Below are 22,607 nucleotides of genomic sequence, written 5' to 3'. Positions count from 1 at the left end.
AGAAGCGGATTTTTGCCGAGAAGGTGAGAAAATACAACCTTTTCGGTAAAAATCCGCTTCTCGCTGGTGAAGGTCAGAGGCTAGTCAGAGGTGTCATTCCCCTGCTGTTCAGGCCGTTTTTGCTCGGGCTGGTGGTCATCAGCGGGCTTTATCGGTTGGTTCAGCGCCACGCCAGGTTCCGTGGCGTCCTCGGAAGGCCCGGAATGCGGCTGCTCAGGCTGCGGGGGTTGAGGCTGTCCCTGATTCGCTTGATCAGGCGCGGGCTGGTCAGCTTCAAATTGCCCCGAACTGGACTGCCACGGTGCCTGCTGATTCGGCATTGGCTGCCCATATCCCGGCTGACCGGGCGCTGGCTGCATCGGGTACCCGTACCCTGGCGCATATCCCGGCACACCCTGGCTGGCGGCATACTGTTCCCAACGGGCGGCGTAGGCGGCACGGGCCGCGCGAGCCTGCGCATCCTCCCATCCGGCGAAGAGCGTTCCCTCAATCTTGGGTGCACCCTGCGGAGCCGGATATGTCTTAACGGTGTTAAGGTTGTAATCCTCCCACGCCGGCTTCTGCTCGTCCATGAACCCGGTTGCCTGAATCGGGTCAGGCCACTGAGCTGGCGGTTCTTGCGAAGGTATCAGGGAAGGAGGCGCACTCGGCGGGTTAAACTGCGGCCGCCAGAACAGGCGCCCCGGCTCGTGTCGGTTGCGCAGCGCATGGGCGCGCCAGGTCAGTACCGGGTGGGTAGAGATAAGGTTGATAAGCCAAATCGCGAAGCCCTGGTCGTTCACGGCACGGTCGGCAAATTCGTCGAAATTCACCTGCTGATTTAGGTATTTACCGGCTGTGAGAACCTTGATCGCGCCGGGTCCGCCTTCGGGGCAGTATCGGTACCCAAAGTTATCGGCGGTGTATTCCTGTGCGCGTGAAAGGGCCTGCCCCACCACGGGAATCCGCATGAAGGTTTGCGTGAAGAGAAGGCGGAAGTACCCCACGTGACCGGCAGCGATATGCCCGACCTCATGCCCAATAATAAAGCGAAGCGCCTGAGGGTCGCGGCTCTGACCGCCGACCTCGAAAAGGTCAGAGTTGATGGCGATAAACCGGCGGAAACCGTGCCCGGATGCGAAGGCGTTCAGCACACCATTACCGCTCACCACATAGGCATCGGGAACACGGCGCAAACCCGCCGCATAGGCGGCCTCGGCAACCATGGCGTAAGCCTCAGGAAACTGCGTAGGCGAAATACGAATGCCGCGCACGCGCTGCTGTGCGTAGAAGAGGGCACGGGCGATCAGGATAACCAGGGGTGCCAGGATCAGTAGCGTAATCGCTTGTTCCGCATAGTCGTTAAAGACGCGCTCCGCGTAGCTCATCGTCGAGTATCGAGACGATGACGTCCATTCCAGGTTGTTGTATCGGTCGCGGCTTACGATCGTCTCAATAAAGAAGATGAGCAGCCCCAAGTACACGGCAAGGGTTACCGCATAGGCCGCCACCAACCAGGGAATCTCGCCGGGGTGGCGCAGGGCGTTGAGCATCTTATGGGGTATTAACGATTGGTATCCCCAAAATTTCGGTTGGGGAAGCGGGCTCTGCGGGGTCTGCCGCTTATCCTCGGGCAGCCACCCCTGGCTCACGTCATTCGGCAGTGGAGGTTCAGCACCGGGCGTATGCTGACTCATGCGGTCTCCAAATCTCTCTAAGTACGTACTAGTTCAACTCTACCGCGTATGCCCTTTGATGCAGTGAATACACGCATACTAAATCCGGGAGCGGTAAGTTGCAGCGGGAGCGTGTTCCCCGCTCCCGCTGCAACTTATCACTCCCGGAATCCTCTGTGGTGTTTCTCAAGGGGAATCCAAGCAACTATTTCGTGAGGGTTATTCATTTGGGTGGTTTTGTATCCAGAAAAACAGTGCCCGCACCACCGAGAACACTCTCCGGTATGAGGTGAGGAATCTGCGGAAGATACTAGAGAGTACCCGCCAACACTTGAAGTGTGCGATCACGCGTTCGATGACGACCCGGTGGTGATTGATGTGCCGGTTCAGGTGTTTCTCGTCGTCGGTGAGCTCTCCGTCGGGTAGTTTCTTCACCGGGGTGATCAGGTCTAGTCCTTGGTAGCCCTTATCGGCCAGAGTATCGTGCGGGTCTAAGAATCTGTCCAATCCGTGCCACCAGTACGCAAACGTGTCGTGGTGTGCCCCGGGTACGGGGTCGGTTTTGGTATTTCACCATCATACGTGGATATGAGGTGAGGGGCCGTTGTTTTTTGTGTGGTGAGGAGTGGTTAGGTGGTTGGGGTGTTACACCCCTAATGAATAACCCTCCTTAATCCTCCTTTGACCTATTGGCGTTACGTATAGTCTCGTGCGCTCGTGAGCTATCGGAGTTTTTATTGAAGAGAGCCCAGATAAGCGAAATGAGGCCGATTACTGCGAATACGAGACCGACTTTCGCGGGGTCTACTACACCCCATGAAATATTCTGCATGGTTAGCCAGGCTACTCCGCCTACGAGAATTGAGATGATGCTCCAGAAAATTTCTTTCGATTTTTCGGTTTTCATGATGCCTACCTTCCTTATGAAAAAGCTTTCATTCTTAAATATAAATATAGGGGTAAGGAAAACATTTGTATATTGTCCGTTTGTAGGAACGTCTACATCCGAACGGAGGAGCTGACCATTCCTATCTCAGAGATAACCTCTTCAGCTAGGGGCTGAATTGCGTTTTGCCGTTCAACCACGTTTGCTGTAGTGGGCAGGTCTCCCCGTAGTGGATGTGAACTAGCATGCCCAGCAACCCACCACTTTTTGAATCCGTTAGCTCGTTTGGTCTGGGGGTCGACTGGAATCTTTTGATCACTACCCTTAACACCGATTGGGCAGGTGAACGGAAGTCCTGGATTTCCGACGAAGGCTCCGTGTATGTCCCTCCCCTAGAATTTACACCTCGTATTCCTTACACAAAATCCTGATAATGTTTTCGCTATAAATAATTTACATACTTTAGGCGAATAAAATATATTTATTGCTGCACCTAGCAAATATTTACTTATCCACTATTTTTATTAAAATAAAGATGCCGCCATGAAAAAAATCATGACGGCATCCAAACTATACACATAAAACACCCTATACACATGTGTACAGTTCTAGCACGGATTTAGAAGGCACCAATCCCTATAAGATACCTTCGTGTGCAACGAGCACCTTCAGAGAACCTGAAGGCTTACAGAAAGCTCAAACCCCTGTTATTCCGCGGAATTATACTCATGAAACGTATGAGGTTTCATGGGAGGAACATACCGCGAGGGTTTTTCACACCGGAGGCCGCGAACATACATGCCCAAAGTCCTGCGACCCCAATTTTCTGCACCTCGTTGTATATGTCATCTAAGTGAGTGATAGATGTGATATACCTGTGCCAGTTTTGATACAAAGAATGCCAGCATTTCCCCACACAACCACGAATAGAGAATGCACACTATTCTTTGCATCTATTAGTTCATCCGCACAAAGCATTCTGAACCGAAACAACTATAGCAAATTTTATGCCGTTAAGTAATTTAAATAATGACTAAAATAATGTGTCAAATATTATTTAGATATAAAGTTCAACATTCCCTCGCCTTACGCTTATTCTTGATGCCCTGCCCCTAGAGTTTTTGTCGCCCAAAGCCGCGTCTGTGCCTTCGTGCCAGCCTTGTGCCCGGCGCCCTCCCGCCCATACTAAAAAGGCTCTTGATCGCGAATAAAGCACGGAAAATCTCGCTTATTCACGATCAAGAGCCTTTAGCATCCCCGAAGGGAAGAAGTAGAAGATACTGCTACGCGACGAGCTCCTCGGTAGCCTCAGCGATCGCCTTCTCCTCGTTGGTGGGGATGACGAACACGGCGATGCTCGAATCCTCGGTTGAGATCAGGCGCGGTTCGGGGGAACGCTTCATGTTCTCTTCCTCGTTGTAGCGAATACCCAACGGCGCCAGGCGGTCCAGCACCAGCTTGCGGAAGTCGCCGGAGTTCTCGCCAATACCCGCGGTGAAAATAAGCGCCTGCGCGCCGCCAACCACCAGGTTGTAGCCGCCGATGTACTTCATCAGGCGGTATGCGGTCATGTCCAGAGCCAACTGTGCACGTTCATCGCCCGACTGTGCAGACTCCACCACCTTACGCATATCGTTGGAACCCGCCAGCGCCAGCAGGCCGGACTCCTTGTTGAGAATGGTATCCAGGCGTTCCGCGTCGATCTCGGGGTCGCGGGTGAGAATCGTGGTCAGCGCGGAGGGGTCAATATCGCCCGAACGGGTACCCATCACCAGACCAGCCAGCGGGGTGTAGCCCATCGACGTATCCACGGACTTTCCGCCCTTCACAGCGGTCACGGATGCGCCATTGCCCAGGTGCGCCACCACACCGTTAAATTCCTCGCGGGCAATACCGAGCATATCTGCGGCAACATGAGAGACGTATTCGTGGCTGGTGCCGTGGAAGCCGTAGCGGCGAATGCTGTACTTATCAGCCAGGTCATAAGGAATAGCGTAGCGCCAGGCGTGCTCGGGCATGGTCGAGTGGAACGCGGTATCGAACACGGCAACCTGCGGCAGGTCTGGCCACGTGTGGAAGGCAGCACGCATACCCTTCACGTGCGCAGGGTTGTGCAGAGGCGCGAGCGGTGAGAGCGCATCGATCTCGTCGATAACCTGCTCGTTGAGCAGCACGGGGTGGGTAAACTTCTCGGCACCCTGCACCACACGGTGACCGATAGCCTGCAGCTGACGGCCGTGCAGCACGCCTTCGAGTTTCTCAGCCATCATGTGCAGAGCGACTTCGTGGTCGGGAACGTCAGTGCCGATATTTTCGATAAGCCCTGAGGTAATCATTTGCTCGGATTCAGGCGCAGAGGTGTCGCGCACCTGGTATTTGAGGGATGAGGAACCCGCGTTCACAACGAGGATAAGCATGAACTTCTCTTCTTTCTTGAAACAAACTTTCATATCATTTTCGCACTAAAAAGGTGTTTAAAGCGAGATAACCGGTGAAGACACCACATCAAAGAAGGTTAAGCCACATAAACACAGGCGCCCGGGCGGGCCGAGGTTCTAATTTGCGAGCGCATCCGGGTGCACATTCACGCTGAGGGCACTCGGCACGATGCGCGCCTGCAGCCTGATCGCCGAGGGTGCTAAATCGCCGTCGACTTCAATAGGCTGTGCCCCCGAAAGCATGTCCAGTGAGACCCGATGCCCCACATAATGGCGCATGACCGGCAGAGAGATACGCGATGAACCGGGCAGAGCGCGACGAACCACTTTGGCAGCCAGCTGCCCCCATTCCAGGATGGTGCGCGGCGATACGATGATCACTTCGAGGTTGCCGTCATTAACCTCGGTAATATCGGTCAGCTGCAGTCCTCCCTGCAGCCGACCGCAATTGGCGATGAGCACCGAACGCACACGTGCTTCGAAAGGTTCATCGTCGTCGAGCTGTATTCTGACCTTGTGGGAGTGCCCGAAGATATGGTTCAGCCCGCTGTGCACGTAGGCTAACCAGCCGATACGCGCTTTAAGGTCTTCGTTGGCGTCGTTCATGACGAGCGCATCAAACCCCGCACCGCTCATCACGTAGAACATATGGTTGGTAACGTCGCCTTCCGCCGATTCGGCGCTCATATCGATAGCATCGACCAACTGGTGCGTTCCGTTGAGCGCAATGTTAATGCAGGCGGCTATATCGGTGATGGGCAGGCGCAGGTTGCGTGCCAGCAGGTTGCCTGTCCCCAGTGGAATAATACCGAGCGTGACGTCTTTGCCTCGGCTCCTGGCTTCTTGAATGGCGGCGGCGACCGCGCGCACAGTTCCGTCCCCGCCGACCGCAAGCAGGGTATCGACGCCCCGGTCGATCAGATCACGAGCAGCCTGGGTGCCAGGTTCGTCGATACGGGTGGTACTCGCGAGGGCCGGTTTCCAGCCGTTGGCGACCACGGTACGTTCCAGAATATTAACTACCGCGTGGGTGCTCAACTTGCTGGGGTTATACACAATACCGACGTGCCGCTCTTGAGCGACGGGCAGGGTACTCCAGATTCCGAGGGGCGTAACGATGCGCTGCGCATGCTTGCGAACACGCCGAGCAACCGCCGTGAGGGTCGCTGCCGCGGCGGATGCACCAACAAGGTTCCGAAAAAGGGACATATCTTTAGAGTACCGGGTGCAGCGGTATTGGGTTCGCCAACACTGACGAAAAGCGCAGGTTTTAGAGAATCACCCAAATATTTATTGGGTAAAGGTAATACTGCCCTCTTCCCGGGGTACGCCACGGCTTAACCATAATGCAGAAATCCCCGTGCGTTGGCTCCTGGGGCAGGAAGGCAGTGGGAAGGTCATGACGTTCTTCGAACTCATGGAAACAGCCCAAGCGATCCTGGTAAGTCTCATCCTTACCGATGGATCAGCTCAGGCTGTTTCATACACTGTTGATGCGCTTAAGGTTATCGTTCGTAACCTGAAGTAACATCACCCCACAGGAGAGGTTCGGGTGTTGAGAGCGCTCGAACCTCTCTGCACTTTAAGGTGAATTATCTACAGTGCTTTTCACCTTAGTAACACCCCCATGCTAGCGCACCGGCTTTGCCACCGTACTTCCGTCGTTGATGGGTTCCCCCGCACGATTGAGAGGGCAGGAACTAGACCCTGTGCGTATCCTTACTCAAGCACCAAGCTGCACCCGCCACAAAAATCACCAGCCACGCCACCAGGTTCACCAAAGCCCAAGGATCCCATTCCACCCCCACAGGCAAACGAGCCAAAACACCTAACCCGTACGACGGCAGCCAATGCGCAATATCCTGAAGCGCCTGAGGAAAAAGGGACAGCGGAAGAAGCAACCCACCAAATGAAGAGAACACAGAGATAATAAGATTAATAAGCGTTTGCGCACTATCAGCGGACATAAAATAGCCCACAAAAATACCAAACGCAGCAAAAGCAGAACTTCCAGCAATAATAATGAGTGACGACTGCGCCGCCTGCCACGCATCCAAAGGCATACCCGTCACAAGCCCCAGAACCATCATCACCACAACAGCGATAGCACCCAGCAACATAGACGAGATCACCTTCGTAATAACGTACCCTAAAGGCCGAAACGGCGTCAGCGCAAGGGCACGCGACCACCCCTGAGCACGCTCAATCGGAATAGCAGCACCGGCAGCCGAACTAGAGACAATAGCAGCATAGGCGCTGATCCCGATCATATAGTAGGTCCCGGTATTCACCGCCCCTTCCAGGCTGTCACGCTGTGGGTAGGCGAGCATAAAGAAGAACATAACAGGAAGCAAAATAGCCAGGATAAAGACCCGCAAATTACGGAATTTCCTGCGCAACTCTAACAGAACAACAGTGCTATTAATCCACACAGGACGCACTTGAGGAAGACTCGCCGCCTGGGCACTAGTGTTATTTGGCATTCTTGCGCTCTCCTTCGGAATCGGTCTCGGTCAGTAACACAAACGCATCATCTAAGGAAGACGATGTGATCTCCAGGTTCTTAGCGAACCCATCAGCAAGCAGATGCGAAGCAACAGCATCGGCATCAGCAGCAGAGATTTCCAAGCGAATACCGTGCAACGATACTGCACTCACACCGTCAAGAGCACGAAGCTCCGCAAGACGCTCCTCAACCTGCTCAGACGTCCACGCATCATTGACCGTCGCACGCAAAGTAGAACCCCGCGCATAAGACCTGATCTCGGCAGGAGTCCCATCCGCTACCACATGCCCCTGATTAATAACCACCACACGATCAGCAAACTCATCAACCTCAGCCAAATAATGAGTCGCAAACAAAACAGCACGCTGATGATCCCCCGACTGAGTCACCGACGCCCAAAAATCACGGCGACCCTGCACATCCATACCAGCCGTGGGCTCATCAAGAATCAAAAAATCCGGATCAGTCAACAACGCAATAGCAAAACGAAGACGCTGCTTCTGCCCACCAGAACATTTCTGCACAAGCGTCTTAGCATTACCCTCAAGCCCGGCCTGAGCCAGAACAGCAGAAACATTCTTAAGCTTGCCATACAAAGACGCCATATACTGCACAGTCTCTTTAACCGTCAAATCAGGAAGCAAACCACCATCCTGCTGCACAGCAGCAACACTCCCCGCCTTAACAGCACGCTGCGGAGTCGTCCCAAAAACCTCAACCGACCCAGCATACGGTTTAGTCAGACCCAAAATAATATCAACCGCAGTACTTTTCCCCGCACCATTCGGCCCTAAAAGAGCAACAATCTCACCAGGATTAACCGTCAGATCAAGACCATGCAAAACAGTAGTACTACCAAACTTCTGAACAACATCACGCATCACCACCGGAGGCGAAGAATGCACCATCAACAGTTCCTTTCAAGAGTAATTAAAGGCTGAATACATCTGTGTTATCACGTATGAATACGCACAAAGGTAGTTACACCCATAAAAGAATAGTTTTATTACTTTTACTGCTGAAGAGGTGAATGAACAGAAATAGAAATAATGTGTAGAAGTCTCAGATGCGTACTTAAACACATATCAACAATACACCCAATATCATTCTATATGAACCCTGTTAAGTGAATGTGTAGACCGTATTTTCGAGCTTCTGCTTATATTTGTTGGGTAAAGTTAATACTGCCCTCTTCCCGGGGTACGCACGCGCCACGCATATCAAAGTGAAATCCCTGCGCGTTGATTCTTGGGGCAGAGAGGTGGTGTGGTTAGGATGTCTTTCTATGAATTCATAGAAACGACCCAGGCGATCCTCGTGAGCTTCATCCTCACAGACGGATCATCCTGGGTCGTGTCAGCCATCTATGATTACGTCAAGAACCTACTGGAAATCTTGAAGTAGTCCCCACCTGGGGCTCGGAAGTTCCCGCTTCTGAGCCCCTTCTTTGTGTGCGAAAAGATGACTTTGCATATCAAAGTAATATCATCATGCTATCACACCGCCATAGCTGTTTTATGAGCCTCTAGCGACTCGGCGAAGCACCCGTTTTTACACTACCGGAATAACCTCAGCACCGCCCATATACGGGCGCAGTGCTTCAGGGATACGCACCGAACCGTCGGGCTGCTGGTGTGTCTCCAGAATCGCCACAACCCAACGGGTAGTCGCCAAGGTGCCGTTGAGGGTTGCGACCGCGCGGGTACGACCTTTGCGCACATTGCCCGCATCGTCTACGGTGTCTGCGGTACGTTCGCGTATGTTCAGACGGCGTGCCTGGTAGGTGGTGCAGTTCGAGGTCGAGGTCAGCTCGCGGTAGGTTCCCTGGGTGGGAACCCACGCCTCACAGTCGAACTTGCGTGCGGCAGAGGTGCCCAAGTCCCCTGCGGCGGTATCAATCACGCGATACGCAAGGCCGCATTTTTGCAGCATTTCTTCTTCGAGGGCGCGCATCTGCTCGTGTATTTCTTCCGCCTGTTCCACCTGGCAGTAGACGAACATTTCGGCTTTGTTGAACTGGTGCACGCGAATGATACCGCGGGTGTCTTTACCGGCGGCACCGGCTTCGCGGCGATAGCAGGATGACCAGCCCAAGTATTTTTTGGGTCCGCCGCTAAGGTCGAGTATTTCGTCCATATGGTAGCCCGCAAGCGCCACCTCCGAGGTGCCGACTAGGTACAGGTCGTCACGTTCAAGGCGGTATATTTCGTCGTCGTGTTTGACGTTGAACCCGGTTCCGTTCATGATTTCGGGGCGCACGAGGGTGGGGGTTGTCATCATGGTGAAGCCGTTGGCTGTTGCCAGATCGAGCGCCATCCACATGAGCGCCTGCTCCAGACGGGCAACCTGCCCTTTGAGGAAGTAGAAGCGCGAGCCGGAGACCTTGGCGCCGCGTGCCATATCGATGCCGCCGACGAGTTCGCCTATTTCTAGGTGGTCGCGCGGTTCAAAACCTTCTGCGGCGAAATCGCGGGGGGTGCCGACTTCTTTGAGCACCACGAAGTCGTCTTCGCCGCCTGTGGGTACGCCGTCGATAATCAGGTTTTCGATGGAACTTAGCAGCTCTTCGTATTCGGCGGTTTTCGCCTCAGATACCGCTTTCGCATTTGCCACGTGGGCGGCGAGTTCTTTCGCCTGCGCTACGAGGGAGGGTTTCTCTTCCTTGGGTGCCTTCGCCACCTGTTTACCGAAGGCGTTCTGTTCGGCGCGCAGGTTCTCGTAGGTGCCGATCGAGGCGCGGCGTGCAGCATCCGCCTCAAGAATACGGTCTACGTGGGCTTCGTCTTTGCCGCGTGCTCGCTGGGAGGCGCGGAAAATCTCGGGGTTTTCGCGGAGGAGGTTAATATCAATCACATATCAATAGTACCCAGTCGCCCCCAGCCGTAAAAAGAGCCTTGATATGAATAAAGTGTTGAAAACCCTCTGTATTCACATCACGAGCATTTTTATACGGTCGCAGGGGGTTAGCGTTTCAGATGCGCCGGTCGCCCACCCGGGAAGAGCGATTCCACCCAGGCGTGGGCCGCATCGAACGAAATCTCGGAGTGGATGCGCGGCGCAACGGTGGGCTGCCGGTCGGCACGCGGGTACGATCCCAGGTATTTAATGCCGGGTGCTATGCGGTGCAGGCCGCGCAGGGCATCGCGCATCCGAGCCTCATAAATATGCCCGTCTGCGTCCACACTGAACATATAGGATCCCATCTGCCTGCCGGTGGGGCGCGATTCGATGCGGGAGAGGTTCACGCCGCGCGATGCAAACTGTTCGAGCAGTTCCAGGAGCGCACCCGAACGATTTTCGGGAGTGCCCTCTCGATTTTCGGGCAGAGGGATCGTGAGCGTCGTCTTATCGGCACCGGTAGGCTCTGGAATATCCGCGGTGCTGCTGATAAGCACAAACCGGGTAACGGCGTTTTTGTTATCGCCAATATCCTCGGCGAGCACATGCAGGTCGGGGCGGGTTGCCAAAAGCGCAGGCGAACAAATCGCGGCATCATACGCACAGGAAGGATCAAGCAGGCCCACGGCTGCTGCCGCAGTGGAGGAACCGGGCAGGTACTCGGCGGTGGGGATGGTCGCATCCGCCCATTGCCGCACCTGAGCCCAGGCGTGCGAGTGGGTTGAAACGGTTTTAATATCTTCCAAAGCGAGTGGACGCGCCGCGACCAGCACGAACCTGATAGGTACCAGAACTTCGCGGATAATGCGCATTCCCTCGGAAGCCGCGATCGCATCAAGAGTAGCGCTCACCCCGCCTTCGACCGAGTTCTCAATGGGCACCATGGCGGCATCCACATCGCCACTGCGAAGACGTTCGAGCGCATTAGGCACGCTGGTGGCGGGAATGCGTTCGGCACCGACCACGCCGGGCACGGAAAGCAGGGCGGATTCGGTGAAGGTGCCTGAGGGTCCAAGGTAGGTGTATCGCATGGGTTCAATCTTAGCGCGAGGTGGGTTCGGCACCGCCACAAGCTCGCAGGATGAGACGTTATTTAACACAAAGTTGAGCTCTATGACGCATATCGTCTTCGTGCGCTGAGTGGTGTTCATGTCGTGCCATACTTGAGGATATGTCACCCAACTTCACGCTTCTTGATCAGCTTTATACCCAGGAAAGGCTGCTTAATTCCGGGTATACCCGCACCACGATGCGGCGTAAACTACGCACAAAAGAGCTGGTCAGCGTGCTTCAAGGGGTGTATATTGCCGCATCGGTCTGGGATTCTTTTACGCCTTCTCTTCAGGTTTTGGCACGTCACACCGCGCTGGCGCTGCGTGATTCTACATGCGTGTTTTGCCTGTCTTCGGCGGCGTTTTTATACGGTCTGCCGCTTCTGCATGTGCCGCAGAATTTGCATGTGCTTGCCGGATATTCGGCGCGAGGGGCGGCGTCGGACGGCATTCTGGAGCATACAAACAATGAAGCCCCGGCGCAGGTGACGGTCTTACGCCCGAATTTTCGGGTTACTGAGCTCTCGCAGACCCTCCTGGATTGTGCCCGCACACTTCCCGTTCTTGAAGGATGCGCCCTTGTCGATGCCGCGCTGCATCGCCGAATGCTTGCCCCCGAAGAGATTTTGCCGCGTTTGCAGGCGAGCCAAAATTCGGCGGCCACCCATATTGCCACGCATGCGGATGCGCGCAGCAGCTCACTTCTGGAAAGCGTTGCGCGTCTGCAGCTGGTTGAGATGGGTCTTCCCGCGCCCGTGCATCGGCTGGATTTTGAGGCATATCTGTTGGGGACTTCGGATGCGCATGCCCCGAACCGAGCCTCGGACTATGCGGGTGTGTACCGCATGTTACGCACCCGGCAGGCGAGTTTCGTGTGGCTCGAACAGCGGGTGGGTCTTGCAATGGTGGCTTCCGATGCCGCGATTCCTCACGCGGATGCACCCACCCCCGAAGGTTGGCATATGGTTCAGGTTCGGTGGGAAGATTTTTATCCTTCGTCGCGGGTGCTTCGCGAGAAACTGCATCCTTATTTTCCGCAGCTTGGGTAAGTGCTTTTTGGGCACATAAAATATATTCCGATATAGGAATATAAGGTATTTGACTAGTATAAATATAAATTTATCGCCGATATATGCCATATTCCCAATCAGGCATATAGCAGGTATCAGGGTTAGACAAATGCGATTTATGCACCCTTCCGGGCAAAGACCCGAACCTTCTCAGTATCCCAATATTGGGCAGGTACTCCCCCACCCATGAGGACACGAGAAATAGATGCCGCCTCGGCGCTTCCAAGCTGCGGAAGCGGAACATGTGAACCCGCCAGAATAATATTTCCGCGCCGCCTTCCTTTGAGCATTGCGGAATCGGCCACAATACTCACGTATTCAAACACCTCAAGCAAGGCGGCGGCTTCGGCGCGGGCGGCATTAAGCGCGCGGTCATCGCCGCAGTTGAGAATATACAGCCCACCGGGCCCCAGAGAGTTATCAACCGTCCGCACGAAATCCACACCCGTAAGTTCCGCCGGAGTTTTATCTACCGCGAATACATCGCGAATAACTACATCGCGCGATGCCGGTGCAAACGAGCGAGTGATGGTACCCGCATCGCCCACCCGAATTTTTACGCGCGGCGACTTAGGAATATCAAACCAGTCACGCACATGTTCGGCCAGCTTGGCATCAAGCTCCACAACGGTATTGCGTGAATTTGGGTATACGTCCGCACAATAGCGCGCTAGAGAACACGCCCCGCCGCCCAGATGGGTGATACGCAGTTTTTCGGGATTAAGATGAGTCTGAATATGCGAGTCGAGAACCGCAACAATCCAGCGCATGTACTCAAAATCGAGCATGCGCGGCTGCCCCACTATTACATGCGAAGACTGCACACCGTTGATGAGCAGAAGCCAACCATCAGAGTGGTAACCATCGGGCACAAGCTCAGCCTCACCGGTCGAAATGGGGTACACACCGGCAGCCGCACCTGTTTTGTGCGGATGCTCGGCGCGGCGTGAGGCAACGCTACGGTTTTTCTTTTTCGCCATGCACATAAGCCTACGCTAGGTTCGGGCAACAGGCAGGAATTCGAGTCCTAAACCGCGAACCTGCCTGTCGCTGCCCGAGCTACCACTACCACGTCAGCCGTATATGCCGAATCTGGAATACAGTTGAGTGTTCCAGCAGCACACGCATTTCAACGGCTAGGAGTACCTTCACAAGGATTGTAAGCACCACCCGTTACACACGCATAGAGCATCGCCACGATAGCCGTTAATTCTATATGCCGCATACAACATATAGCCTTGTCGAACCAGTATTCCGATGCTTATTTACCCGATTCCATCTGATCTATAGCGGCGTTGAGACGCTGTACCTTACCCTCAATTTCGCCATGATCGTGACCGGGGCGAATATCGGCCTTGACCACCAGCGAGACGCGCGGGGCACGTTTCGTCACCGCCTCGGTAGCGCGTTTAATAACATCCATGCACTCATCCCAGTCGCCCTCAATCGTGGTGAACATGGGCCCGGTTTGATGCGGCAGACCGGAAGAACGAACGATAGATACGGCCTCAGCAACCGCATCGTGAACAGAACCGTCGGCGGAACCCCCGCCCGTAGGAGCTACAGAAAATGCAAACAACATATTTCAATCGTAGGTTCTCACACGAAAAATCTACAGAGGGCCGATACGCGCCCCGGGGACTTTCGCTGAAAGTACAAGAATTTTGCATAATTCTGCATGAAAGCGACGTTTGATAGGGCGAGATATTTGATTGTGTGTTTAGTGCACGACAGCATGCTTTTCGCCACAAAATGTTTCTCAAACCCCACCTAAAACCATATTAACCGCGAAAATACGCGCCAAAAACACACCATAGCGCAGTCTTCAATCCCCCTCGCACCGCAACAAAAGGTTTGCCCGACTCTCAACCCCGATAAGATAGAAAGGACAAGACAAACTCGACGAGAGTCGCCGCATCCGGCGCATCCAACGTACGTACCGGATTGTTAGCGCGCCCCCGCCGAACGTTCAACGCCAAAGGAGCACTATGACCACCGGCATTTATCTCTCGGCGATGACTCAGGACTCAGGCAAATCCCTGATCGCCCTGGGCCTCGCAGATTCCCTTGTGAAGCGCGCCGATCGAGTAGGCTTTTTCCGACCCATTTTCAAGGGCGAAACTGCCAGCGATGACCCCATGATCCGCCTGATGAAAGAGCACTTTAACCTCTCTGATGAGCAAGTGGGCGGCGCGGTATCGCTCACCGAGGCACTAGAGTTCATTGCGGAGGGCAACACCGAAGAAATTTCAGCCCGCGCGGTTTCCGCCTATGAAGAAATTGCCGCCCACAGCGATGTTGTGATCGTGGACGGCATATACCTGACCGCTCAGAACGCACTCGCCGTCGAGTTCGATCTCAACGCCCAGGTGTCCCGCGATTTAGGCCTGCCCGTGATCGCTATCGTGGGTGCGAACGAGGCTTCCCTTGAAGAGGCAACCAACGCCGTAGAGGTTGCACGTTCCGAACTTAAGGCAGCCAAGGTTGATCTGTTCTCCATTATCGTCAACCGTGCCGACCCCGAGCTGCGTGAGAGCATTGAGAAGAACGTTAAGCTGGGCGAGCATAAGTTCCCCGTCTACGTTCTGCCTGAAATCGCAGACCTGGGTAAGCCCACCATCGCGGAGGTCGTCGCCGCCCTCAAGCTCGACGGTTCGCACCTGTCGCAGGAAGATCTTGGCCGTGACATTAACGAGATCAAGATTGCCGCGATGACCGTCTCAAACTTCCTCAACCAATTTGCCGACGGCGACTTTGTGATCGTTCCCGGCGACCGCGCCGATGTTGTGGCCGCGACCCTCGCATCCGCGCTTTCGCCCACGTTCCCGGCGCCTTCGGGTATGCTGCTCACAGGCGGGCTCAACAACCTGCCCGGCAATAACACCGCTGTGGGCAGCCTGCTTGAAAGCGCGCCTTTCCCGGTACTATCGACCGACCGCGACACCTTTAAGTCGGCGCGCGCTGTTTCCCGCGTGCACGGCAGCGTGATTAACGGTCAGGCTCGCAAGCTTGCGAGCGCATTCGGTGGCTGGGATGAATACGTGAACCAGGAAGAGCTGCTTTCACGCCTTGAGCTTGAGCGCCCGGCTTCGATGACTCCGCTGCGATTCCTGCACAACCTGATTGAGACCGCCCGCGCGAACCGCCGTTCCGTGGTTCTGCCTGAGGGTTATGATGTGCGTATTCTACGTGCTGCCGAGATGATTGCGCGCCGCGATTTCTGTGACCTGATTCTGCTGGGCAACCCGGATAAGATCTCGGAAATCTGCCAGGCTGAGGGTATTAATCTGCCTGCCTCGATTCGTATTATCGACATTGCGAATAACGAATACAGTGAGGATTTTGCGGCGACTTATGCTGAGCTGCGTGCGCACAAGGGTATGACTATTGAGGGCGCGCGTGAACGCATGAGCGATCCCTCGTATTTCGGTACGATGCTGGTTTACAAGGGTCTTGCGGATGGCATGGTCTCGGGCGCTATTAATACGACCGCGAACACGATTCGTCCCTCGCTGGAGTTCATTAAGACCCGCCCGGGCACCAAGATTGTGTCTTCGGTGTTCCTGATGCTCATGGAAGACCGCGTGCTGGTGTACGGCGACTGTGCCGTGAACCCGAACCCGAATGCCGAGCAGCTTGCGGATATTGCGAAGGCTTCCGCCGAGACTGCGCGCCAGTTCGGGGTTGATCCGAAGGTGGCTATGCTGTCGTACTCGACCGGTACCTCCGGCTCCGGTGCGGATGTGGATGTGGTGCGCGAGGCAACCGAGATTGTGCGCGCCTCTAACCCGGATTTCGCGGTGGAAGGTCCGATTCAGTACGATGCGGCCTCGAACATGTCGATTGCTTCGACCAAGATGCCCGACAGCCAGGTGGCGGGCCAGGCAACCGTGTTCATTTTCCCCGACCTGAACACCGGCAACAACACCTACAAGGCTGTACAGCAGTCTTCGGGTGCCCCCGCCGTTGGCCCCGTTCTGCAGGGTCTGCGCAAGCCTGTGAACGACCTTTCACGCGGTACCACCGTGGAGGACATCATCAACACGGTGGCGATCACCGCCATCCAGGCGCAGGGGATGTAAGGGTGTAAAGCTCTTATGCTGGCTAGGGACGCTCGGTATCGACCGGGCGTCCTTTTGCTTTGCGCTCACTAAGTCGTACACTTTGCTGCATATTCGTAGGGTTAAAGCGTACGATTTACGACGCGGGCAGATTTGCAGGCGGCGAAACAATGTTGCACATATACCCCCAGGGGGTATAAGCTAAAGACATGACAGAGCATGATTCCTCAGCACAACCGCACGGGTATACCCCAAATAAGGAGGCGCATTTGAAGCGCCTGCGCCGCATCGAAGGGCAAGTGCGCGGTATAGCCCGCATGGTCGAGGAAGACAAGTACTGTATTGATGTACTCACCCAAGTCGCGGCGGTTTCCAAAGCGCTCCATGCAGTCTCACTCAACCTGCTCGAAGAACATATGGGGCATTGCGTCACCAACGCCGCAATTGAATCCGAACGTACAGGTGATGCGACAATAGTTGATGAGAAAATAAAAGAGGCAACCGCCGCCATATCCCGCATGATGCGCAGCTGACACGCGGGCGGCGCATCCACAAGTTTTGTAATTCCAAATTTTCTGGAAGGAACCATCATGGCAATCACCACCGTCAAAGCAACCGGCCTCACCTGCAACCACTGCGCCATGAGCGTGAGTGAAGAAGTCGGTGAGGTTCCGGGCGTCACCGGCGTGAACGTAGACGTGGTCAAAGACGGCGTTTCGACCGTCACCATCGAGCACGAAGGCACCCTCAATACGCAAGCCGTAGCGGACGCCATCGTTGAAGCTGGCTTCACTCCCGCCGTCTAATCATGGCGTATTCTCCGCAGTACCAGGCAATGGCGGTCGGGGCAGTGCGCGCACTCGTAGGCACCGAGAACATTCACCTGACCGAGGCGATTTCCCGCGTGGCACGGCAGATGGGGCTCGACTCCGATCTGCTGGATGCGTGGGTGCGCGACTCCACCCCCTACACGGCGCGCGAGGATCAGCGCGGGCTGAAACGGCGGGGCGCATCGCGTATACATTCCTCACAGGATCATGCGGCGAATACCTCCGCTGACGGCACCGGCGATAATCTGCATCCCGGTGTGCACGGCACTGCATACGACGCCCTCACCCAACGCCGCGCATTCAGGCGTGCTGACGTCACGCGGGTTCGCGGGGTGAACGATCGGGGCGCGAAGCTGACCGGTAAGCGACCGCGCAGCAACCGTGCCGATGGACTGCCGGACGAAGGCGAAGTATAGATCAGGGCGGACTGCGGCAGGCGCATCCGCAGCAGGCAAAGCCCGAAGACAGCACAGCATCGTGAGCATTAAGAACAGAGGCGAAGAACATGGGTAACTCAACTCAAACAGCATCCACCACAACTGAGAACGACCATTCTCTTTTCGATTCCTCGGCTAATGGCGGGCAGACGCGCATTATCCACCTGGATGTTCAGGGCATGACGTGCGCATCCTGCGTGGGCCGCGTGGAACGCAAACTCCGCAAAATTCCGGGGGTTGATCCCGCCGTGAACCTGCCGCTGGAGTCTGCGCGCGTGATCGTTCCCGCCGATATTACCGATGAGCAGATCATTGAAACGGTCAATAACGCCGGGTATACGGCATCGCTCAAAACCAAGGGTCACAAGACAGAGTCCGAAGAGACGACCAACGCGCGCAGCGGGGGCTTGGGGTGGCGCATCGTTGTGGCGTTGTTGCTGAGTGTGCCGATTTTCTTGATTTCAATGTTCCCCACATTCCAGTTCCCGCACTGGGGCTGGGTGCTTGCGCTTATCACGCTGCCGGTTGCGGTCTATAGCGCCGAGCCGTTTCACCGCGCCGCTCTCACGAACGCACGCCACTTCAGCAGCACGATGGACACACTGGTTTCTCTCGGTGTGATCGTCGCCTACCTGTATTCACTCGCACAGCTGTTCATGAACCCCGGGCTGACCGAGCATGTTCACCCCATGCAGGGGGGCATTCTCGACATGTTCTTGAGCGGTAACCATGCGCCGCTGTACTTCGATTCGGCGTCGATGGTGACTTTATTCCTGCTGATCGGGCGGGCAATTGAGCACCGCACACGAACCCGCTCTTCCGAGGCTCTGCGCACCCTGCTGAGCTTGGGAGCACGCACCGCGACCCTGCTTCGCACCGACAAGCGGGGAACCACGCGCGAGGTGCAGATTCCGGTTGAGGACCTGCTGCCGGGAGACGAATTCTTGGTGCGCCCGGGTGAAAAAATCGCCACTGACGGCACGGTTATTGCAGGGTCTTCCGCCGTGGATGCCTCCCTGCTGACCGGCGAATCGGTGCCCGTCGAGGTTTCGGTGGGCGATGCGGTCACCGGCGCAACCCTGAACACCTCCGGGTCGCTGACGGTGCGCGCCACCCGCGTGGGGTCTGAGACGACGCTCGCGAAAATGGGCGAGCTGGTTGCCGCCGCTCAGGAAACGAAGGCACCCATCGCGCGCCTTGCCGACCGTGTTTCTGCGATTTTCGTGCCAACGATTCTGGTGATTTCGCTCCTGACCCTTATCGGGTGGCTGGTTGTATCGCACGATGTGCCGCGTGCGTTCAACGCGGCGGTTTCGGTGCTGGTGATCGCCTGTCCCTGCGCGCTCGGTCTGGCGACCCCCACGGCGCTGCTGGCGGGCACCGGGCGCGGCTCGCAACTGGGCATACTGATTCGCAACGCGCAAGTGCTGGAAACTACGTATGCGGTGAACCGCATCGTGCTGGATAAAACCGGAACCGTCACCGAAGGCACAATGCGCGTGGCACGCTTTGGAACCTTCGACGATTTCACCGACGTCACGACCGAAAACACCTCTTCAAAGAGCGAACGTTCTGTATCTATTCTGAGCGATGCCGCAGCCGTGGAGGCGCTGAGCGAGCATCCAATAGCCCATGCTATTGCGCGTTTTGCGACAGAAAACTATGGAGCATTTCTCGGTACCGTTGAGAATTTTGAGGGTGTGCCCGGAGGTGTGCGCGGCGAGCTCGTGCGCACTCGGGACGAGGGGAAGTCCCGCTGCCTGGTGCTGGTGGGCACCCCCGAATACCTGCTGCAGGCGGGCGTTCCCCTCACCGAGAAGCAGCATCAGATGCTCGCGCAGGCGCGCTCGGAAGGGCTGACCACTGTGGTTGTGGCTCGCGCGATCGGCACGAAGGACCCGCAGCCTGTGGGGCTCATCGCGCTGGCAGATTCCCCCAAACCCGAGTCGGCGCAGGCTATCACCGAGCTTCATGAACTGGGCTTAGAGCCCGTACTGCTGACCGGTGATGCCCCCGAAGTTGCCCAGGCTATCGCATCCAGCGTGGGGATTAATCCTGAGAACGTCTTTGCGGGGGTCACGCCCGAACGTAAATCTGAGGTTATCGCGCAGCTTCAGGATGAAGGCTACCGGGTGGCGATGGTTGGCGACGGCGTGAACGATGCGCCTGCCTTGGCCCGCGCAGACCTGGGCATGGCGATGGGCTCGGGTACGGATGTTGCGGTGCAGGCTTCGGATATTGTGCTGATGCGCTCGGATATGCGCGCGATCCCCACGTCGCTGCGGCTTTCGCGGGCGACTTTGCACACCATCAAGTCGAATCTGTTCTGGGCGTTCGCATACAACACTATCGCGGTGCCGGTCGCGGCCGCGGGGCTGCTGAACCCGATGATTGCGGGCGCGGCCATGGCGTTCAGTTCGGTGTTTGTGGTGCTCAATTCGATGCGCCTCACCCGATTTGAGCGGTAGCTCGGTCGCGGTAGCGAGTTTCGGCTTTTGTGCGTCTTCGCGCAAATCCCTTGTACTCCCCTGCTGACGCTGGCATGATAAGAAGAATCACATGACCGCACTATTTTCAGGGGTATACCTCTGAATTTTGTGGTGCAGGCAATACGCGCCGAAGCATCCGGGAGATTCACATGCCCAAATTAACCCCGCAAATGTTCACATTCCTCAACGACCCACCGGTCGAAGACACACTCTATGACCTCTATGACGCCACGCTCAAGCAGGGCAAGCGCATGTTCATGCATTTTCTGCCGAAAATCCACAAGATTTTAGGCAGGGGGATTGATTGGGAGACCGAGAACGAAGATTTTTATACCGATAAATACATCCCCATAACCCCGCAGCAGGGAGAGTTTCTGTATATGCAGGCGCTGGCGAGCGGCGCGCGGAATATTGTTGAGTTTGGTACGTCCTACGGCATCTCGACGCTGTATCTTGCCGCCGCCGCAAAACGCAATGGCGGCCGCGTGATCACCTGCGAATATGTGCCTCATAAGGCTGAGGCCGCGCGGAAAAATTTTGAGCGGGCGGGGCTTGCGGACTATATCGAACTGCGCGAAGGCAATGCGCTAAAGACCCTACAAGACCTGGATTTCAGCCCCGATTTTGTGCTTCTTGACGGGTGGCCTGACCTGGTGCATCCCGTCTTTCAGCTGTTGGAGCCGCATCTTGCCGACCGCGCCGTGATTGCCGTAGACGATGTCGAGGGATTTGGTCCGTCTATGGAGGATTACCTCGACTATGTGCGCACCCCCGCCAACGGATACGTCTCAGTAACCATGCACCCGAGCAAGGCCCTGGAATACACCATAAAAGTAGCGTAAACACCGGGACAGCAAGTTCAAGTTCCGCGAGCAGATAGGATTTCGACGAGCAGATAACAATCAGCTATCTGCCCATCAAAATATTATCTGCTCACGCATCAACACCTGCCCTTCATGACCGTTCCTGCGCAATCACGCTGTGCGAAAAAACCGGCGGGATGCGCATCCCTGCTCGATATACTAAATTCCGTCATAGAAGCCCAGCACAGAAAGGGAAAACCATGATTCTCACCCGTGAACAAGCAATTGAAATTTTCAAACGCCGCGTTTCTACCCGCTCCTACGACCCCGCCCGGAAGATCAGCGATGAAGACTTCAACACAATCCTTGAGTTTGGGCGCCTCTCCCCCAGCTCGGTTGGTTCCGAACCGTGGAAATTCCTGGTGATACAGAATAAAGAGCTGCGCGAGAAGCTCAAGCCTATCGCCTGGGGTATGGCAAACACGCTTGATGACGCCAGCCACGTGGTGATTATTGTGGCGAAGAAGAACGCCCGCTACGATTCCGATTTCCTGCTGCAGACGCTCGCGAAGCGCAATCTTCCCGAAGACCAGATGCAGATGGCGCTGGACAGGTACAAAAAGTTCCAGGTGCACGATATGAAGATCGCCGACGACGAGCGTGCTCTCTTCGAATGGGCACGGAAGAACACTTATATTGCGCTGGGGAATATGCTCACGGGTGCAGCAATGCTCGGTATCGATTCCTGCCCCGTTGAAGGCATGGACTACGATGCGGTCACCCAGCTCCTCACCGAGGAAGGGCTTCTCGACCCCGAGGATTACGGCGTATCCGTTGCCGCGACCTTCGGCTACCGCTCGCGCGAGATCGACCCGAAACCACGCAAGCCGCTTGATGAGCTCGTTGTGTGGGCCAAGTAGCCTGCTCTCTTTGAGTTCCCGCGCGGGGTTCTTATCTGGGGCCGGGTATCAGGTACTTAGTAGCCTGCCCGGCCCCCTAATTTACCCGGCTTTTGCACTCACTGGGCGCACCTATGCGCTGGCGCTTCGCCCGTGGAACGAGTCGGTGCTGCGTTCCGTGCCGCTGGTGCGTGAAGGCGGAATTTCCCCGATAATCCCACTTTTGGGGCAGGTTTTCGATGCGCACACGGTCACCGAAAACTGGTTCGCCGGAGAGTTTCCCGCCCGGGTCTCTTCGTAGCGGTCAGCTATTCTTCGCGATGTTCCCGGTATTTATCGTGTGCCGTGCGACCAAGATTCTTTCCGGTTTTTGTGGCGATTTTGCGTTCCGTTTTATGGGCTGCGCGTTGGGAGGTATTGCCCGAATCCCGCATAATGCCCTTGAGAATAACGGCACCGATAGCCACGAGCGCGATGACAACAACTGCAAGCACAACGGGGAGTATCCAGCCGGGCGCATCAGCCTGTTCATTGAGGGTATCGTGGGCGAGAATGTTCAGAAGTATCACGGAGCCTCCTCGTT

Annotated in this window: 21 protein-coding genes and 1 pseudogene; 10 read left to right on the top strand and 12 right to left on the bottom strand. The window is 55.8% G+C overall.

The genetic code is table 11. The features are described from left to right. Positions 1-80: 80 nt before the first annotated feature. The 5 genes and pseudogenes from HMPREF2958_RS02520 to HMPREF2958_RS02500 form a co-directional block, all read right to left on the bottom strand. Positions 81-1,676, bottom strand: coding sequence for a M48 family metallopeptidase (locus HMPREF2958_RS02520; protein WP_141755782.1), 1,596 nt, complete (start codon positions 1,674-1,676; stop codon positions 81-83). A gap of 198 nt (positions 1,677-1,874) precedes the next feature. Continuing rightward, positions 1,875-2,198: pseudogene (locus HMPREF2958_RS02515) on the bottom strand (transposase family protein); the annotation flags it as partial. Positions 2,199-2,325: 127 nt separating this feature from the next. Continuing rightward, a complete protein-coding gene (locus tag HMPREF2958_RS02510; protein WP_013398007.1) occupies positions 2,326-2,562 on the bottom strand; it encodes a hypothetical protein in 237 nt (78 codons plus the stop codon). A 1,262-nt stretch (positions 2,563-3,824) separates the two neighbouring features. Next, positions 3,825-4,958: an acetate/propionate family kinase gene (locus HMPREF2958_RS02505; RefSeq protein WP_070696280.1), complete on the bottom strand. Its 1,134-nt coding sequence runs from the start codon at positions 4,956-4,958 to the stop codon at positions 3,825-3,827. Between the two features lie 138 nt (positions 4,959-5,096). Beyond that, positions 5,097-6,188 (bottom strand): diacylglycerol/lipid kinase family protein, encoded by a 1,092-nt coding sequence (locus HMPREF2958_RS02500; RefSeq protein ID WP_070696277.1) that lies wholly within the window; start codon positions 6,186-6,188, stop codon positions 5,097-5,099. A gap of 190 nt (positions 6,189-6,378) precedes the next feature. On the opposite strand from HMPREF2958_RS02500, the gene HMPREF2958_RS10640 reads away from it, so the two are divergent. Next, entirely contained in the window at positions 6,379-6,507 is a 129-nt protein-coding gene (locus HMPREF2958_RS10640; protein ID WP_080972598.1) for a cell division protein FtsL, read from the top strand. 172 nt (positions 6,508-6,679) lie between these two features. On the opposite strand, the gene HMPREF2958_RS02495 is transcribed toward HMPREF2958_RS10640, so the two are convergent. From HMPREF2958_RS02495 to pheA, 4 genes are all read right to left on the bottom strand, one after another. Next, a complete protein-coding gene (locus HMPREF2958_RS02495) occupies positions 6,680-7,462 on the bottom strand; it encodes an ABC transporter permease (RefSeq protein WP_070696274.1) in 783 nt (260 codons plus the stop codon). After that, positions 7,452-8,393, bottom strand: coding sequence for an ABC transporter ATP-binding protein (locus tag HMPREF2958_RS02490; protein ID WP_070696271.1), 942 nt, complete (start codon positions 8,391-8,393; stop codon positions 7,452-7,454). The genes HMPREF2958_RS02495 and HMPREF2958_RS02490 overlap by 11 nt, the downstream gene beginning before the upstream one ends. Positions 8,394-9,036: 643 nt before the next feature. Next, entirely contained in the window at positions 9,037-10,338 is a 1,302-nt protein-coding gene (gene serS / locus HMPREF2958_RS02485; RefSeq protein WP_070696268.1) for a serine--tRNA ligase, read from the bottom strand. A 110-nt stretch (positions 10,339-10,448) separates the two neighbouring features. Further along, positions 10,449-11,414, bottom strand: a complete 966-nt coding sequence (gene pheA, locus HMPREF2958_RS02480) for a prephenate dehydratase (RefSeq protein ID WP_070696822.1) — start codon at positions 11,412-11,414, stop codon at positions 10,449-10,451. Between the two features lie 140 nt (positions 11,415-11,554). Here pheA and HMPREF2958_RS02475 point away from each other — a divergent pair, with 140 nt between their 5' ends. Continuing rightward, the gene (locus HMPREF2958_RS02475) at positions 11,555-12,484 is read left to right on the top strand and encodes a hypothetical protein (protein WP_070696265.1); all 930 of its coding nucleotides are present in this window, start codon (positions 11,555-11,557) and stop codon (positions 12,482-12,484) included. Between the two features lie 137 nt (positions 12,485-12,621). On the opposite strand, the gene HMPREF2958_RS02470 is transcribed toward HMPREF2958_RS02475, so the two are convergent. Together HMPREF2958_RS02470 and HMPREF2958_RS02465 are read right to left on the bottom strand one after the other, a co-directional pair. Next, entirely contained in the window at positions 12,622-13,485 is an 864-nt protein-coding gene (locus tag HMPREF2958_RS02470; RefSeq protein ID WP_070696261.1) for a spermidine synthase, read from the bottom strand. A gap of 281 nt (positions 13,486-13,766) precedes the next feature. Next, on the bottom strand, positions 13,767-14,087 hold the full coding sequence (locus tag HMPREF2958_RS02465) for a thiamine-binding protein (protein WP_013398021.1): 321 nt from the start codon (positions 14,085-14,087) through the stop codon (positions 13,767-13,769). A gap of 406 nt (positions 14,088-14,493) precedes the next feature. On the opposite strand from HMPREF2958_RS02465, the gene pta reads away from it, so the two are divergent. From pta to HMPREF2958_RS02425, 8 genes are all read left to right on the top strand, one after another. Further along, positions 14,494-16,587: a phosphate acetyltransferase gene (pta, locus tag HMPREF2958_RS02460; protein WP_048755339.1), complete on the top strand. Its 2,094-nt coding sequence runs from the start codon at positions 14,494-14,496 to the stop codon at positions 16,585-16,587. 188 nt (positions 16,588-16,775) lie between these two features. Then, positions 16,776-17,099 carry a metal-sensitive transcriptional regulator gene (locus HMPREF2958_RS02455; RefSeq protein ID WP_023133508.1) on the top strand — a complete coding sequence of 108 codons (324 nt, stop codon included), beginning with the start codon at positions 16,776-16,778 and terminating at the stop codon, positions 17,097-17,099. Between the two features lie 57 nt (positions 17,100-17,156). Beyond that, complete coding sequence (locus HMPREF2958_RS02450; protein ID WP_004005811.1) at positions 17,157-17,372, top strand: heavy-metal-associated domain-containing protein; 216 nt, start codon at positions 17,157-17,159, stop codon at positions 17,370-17,372. Between the two features lie 2 nt (positions 17,373-17,374). Next, the gene (locus HMPREF2958_RS02445; RefSeq protein ID WP_070555157.1) at positions 17,375-17,812 is read left to right on the top strand and encodes a hypothetical protein; all 438 of its coding nucleotides are present in this window, start codon (positions 17,375-17,377) and stop codon (positions 17,810-17,812) included. Positions 17,813-17,901: 89 nt separating this feature from the next. Further along, complete coding sequence (locus HMPREF2958_RS02440) at positions 17,902-20,301, top strand: heavy metal translocating P-type ATPase (RefSeq protein ID WP_070696257.1); 2,400 nt, start codon at positions 17,902-17,904, stop codon at positions 20,299-20,301. 170 nt (positions 20,302-20,471) lie between these two features. After that, a complete protein-coding gene (locus HMPREF2958_RS02435; protein ID WP_070696254.1) occupies positions 20,472-21,164 on the top strand; it encodes an O-methyltransferase in 693 nt (230 codons plus the stop codon). Between the two features lie 221 nt (positions 21,165-21,385). Next, on the top strand, positions 21,386-22,045 hold the full coding sequence (locus tag HMPREF2958_RS02430) for an NAD(P)H-dependent oxidoreductase (protein ID WP_070696250.1): 660 nt from the start codon (positions 21,386-21,388) through the stop codon (positions 22,043-22,045). 10 nt (positions 22,046-22,055) lie between these two features. Beyond that, the gene (locus tag HMPREF2958_RS02425; RefSeq protein ID WP_070696246.1) at positions 22,056-22,325 is read left to right on the top strand and encodes a hypothetical protein; all 270 of its coding nucleotides are present in this window, start codon (positions 22,056-22,058) and stop codon (positions 22,323-22,325) included. Between the two features lie 7 nt (positions 22,326-22,332). Here the strand turns inward: HMPREF2958_RS02425 and HMPREF2958_RS02420 are convergent, their stop codons facing one another. Then, positions 22,333-22,593 carry a hypothetical protein gene (locus HMPREF2958_RS02420; protein ID WP_070696243.1) on the bottom strand — a complete coding sequence of 87 codons (261 nt, stop codon included), beginning with the start codon at positions 22,591-22,593 and terminating at the stop codon, positions 22,333-22,335. Positions 22,594-22,607 lie beyond the last annotated feature (14 nt).

Source organism: Rothia sp. HMSC036D11, from assembly GCF_001814205.1.
Lineage (GTDB): Bacteria > Actinomycetota > Actinomycetes > Actinomycetales > Micrococcaceae > Rothia > Rothia dentocariosa.
This window is presented reverse-complemented; position numbering and strand designations above follow the sequence as displayed.

Excerpts from the sequence above, each read along its gene's own strand:
- HMPREF2958_RS02430 (WP_070696250.1), top strand. The coding sequence starts at position 21,386 with ATGATTCTCACCCGTGAACAAGCAATTGAAATTTTCAAACGCCGCGTT.
- HMPREF2958_RS02435 (WP_070696254.1), top strand. The coding sequence starts at position 20,472 with ATGCCCAAATTAACCCCGCAAATGTTCACATTCCTCAACGACCCACCG.
- HMPREF2958_RS02455 (WP_023133508.1), top strand. The coding sequence starts at position 16,776 with ATGACAGAGCATGATTCCTCAGCACAACCGCACGGGTATACCCCAAAT.
- HMPREF2958_RS02505 (WP_070696280.1), bottom strand. The coding sequence starts at position 4,958 with ATGCTTATCCTCGTTGTGAACGCGGGTTCCTCATCCCTCAAATACCAG.
- HMPREF2958_RS02440 (WP_070696257.1), top strand. The coding sequence starts at position 17,902 with ATGGGTAACTCAACTCAAACAGCATCCACCACAACTGAGAACGACCAT.
- HMPREF2958_RS02510 (WP_013398007.1), bottom strand. The coding sequence starts at position 2,562 with ATGAAAACCGAAAAATCGAAAGAAATTTTCTGGAGCATCATCTCAATT.
- HMPREF2958_RS02465 (WP_013398021.1), bottom strand. The coding sequence starts at position 14,087 with ATGTTGTTTGCATTTTCTGTAGCTCCTACGGGCGGGGGTTCCGCCGAC.
- pheA (WP_070696822.1), bottom strand. The coding sequence starts at position 11,414 with ATGCGATACACCTACCTTGGACCCTCAGGCACCTTCACCGAATCCGCC.
- pta (WP_048755339.1), top strand. The coding sequence starts at position 14,494 with ATGACCACCGGCATTTATCTCTCGGCGATGACTCAGGACTCAGGCAAA.
- HMPREF2958_RS10640 (WP_080972598.1), top strand. The coding sequence starts at position 6,379 with ATGACGTTCTTCGAACTCATGGAAACAGCCCAAGCGATCCTGGTAAGT.
- HMPREF2958_RS02500 (WP_070696277.1), bottom strand. The coding sequence starts at position 6,188 with ATGTCCCTTTTTCGGAACCTTGTTGGTGCATCCGCCGCGGCAGCGACC.
- HMPREF2958_RS02445 (WP_070555157.1), top strand. The coding sequence starts at position 17,375 with ATGGCGTATTCTCCGCAGTACCAGGCAATGGCGGTCGGGGCAGTGCGC.
- HMPREF2958_RS02470 (WP_070696261.1), bottom strand. The coding sequence starts at position 13,485 with ATGGCGAAAAAGAAAAACCGTAGCGTTGCCTCACGCCGCGCCGAGCAT.
- HMPREF2958_RS02475 (WP_070696265.1), top strand. The coding sequence starts at position 11,555 with ATGTCACCCAACTTCACGCTTCTTGATCAGCTTTATACCCAGGAAAGG.
- HMPREF2958_RS02450 (WP_004005811.1), top strand. The coding sequence starts at position 17,157 with ATGGCAATCACCACCGTCAAAGCAACCGGCCTCACCTGCAACCACTGC.
- HMPREF2958_RS02495 (WP_070696274.1), bottom strand. The coding sequence starts at position 7,462 with ATGCCAAATAACACTAGTGCCCAGGCGGCGAGTCTTCCTCAAGTGCGT.
- HMPREF2958_RS02490 (WP_070696271.1), bottom strand. The coding sequence starts at position 8,393 with ATGGTGCATTCTTCGCCTCCGGTGGTGATGCGTGATGTTGTTCAGAAG.
- HMPREF2958_RS02520 (WP_141755782.1), bottom strand. The coding sequence starts at position 1,676 with ATGAGTCAGCATACGCCCGGTGCTGAACCTCCACTGCCGAATGACGTG.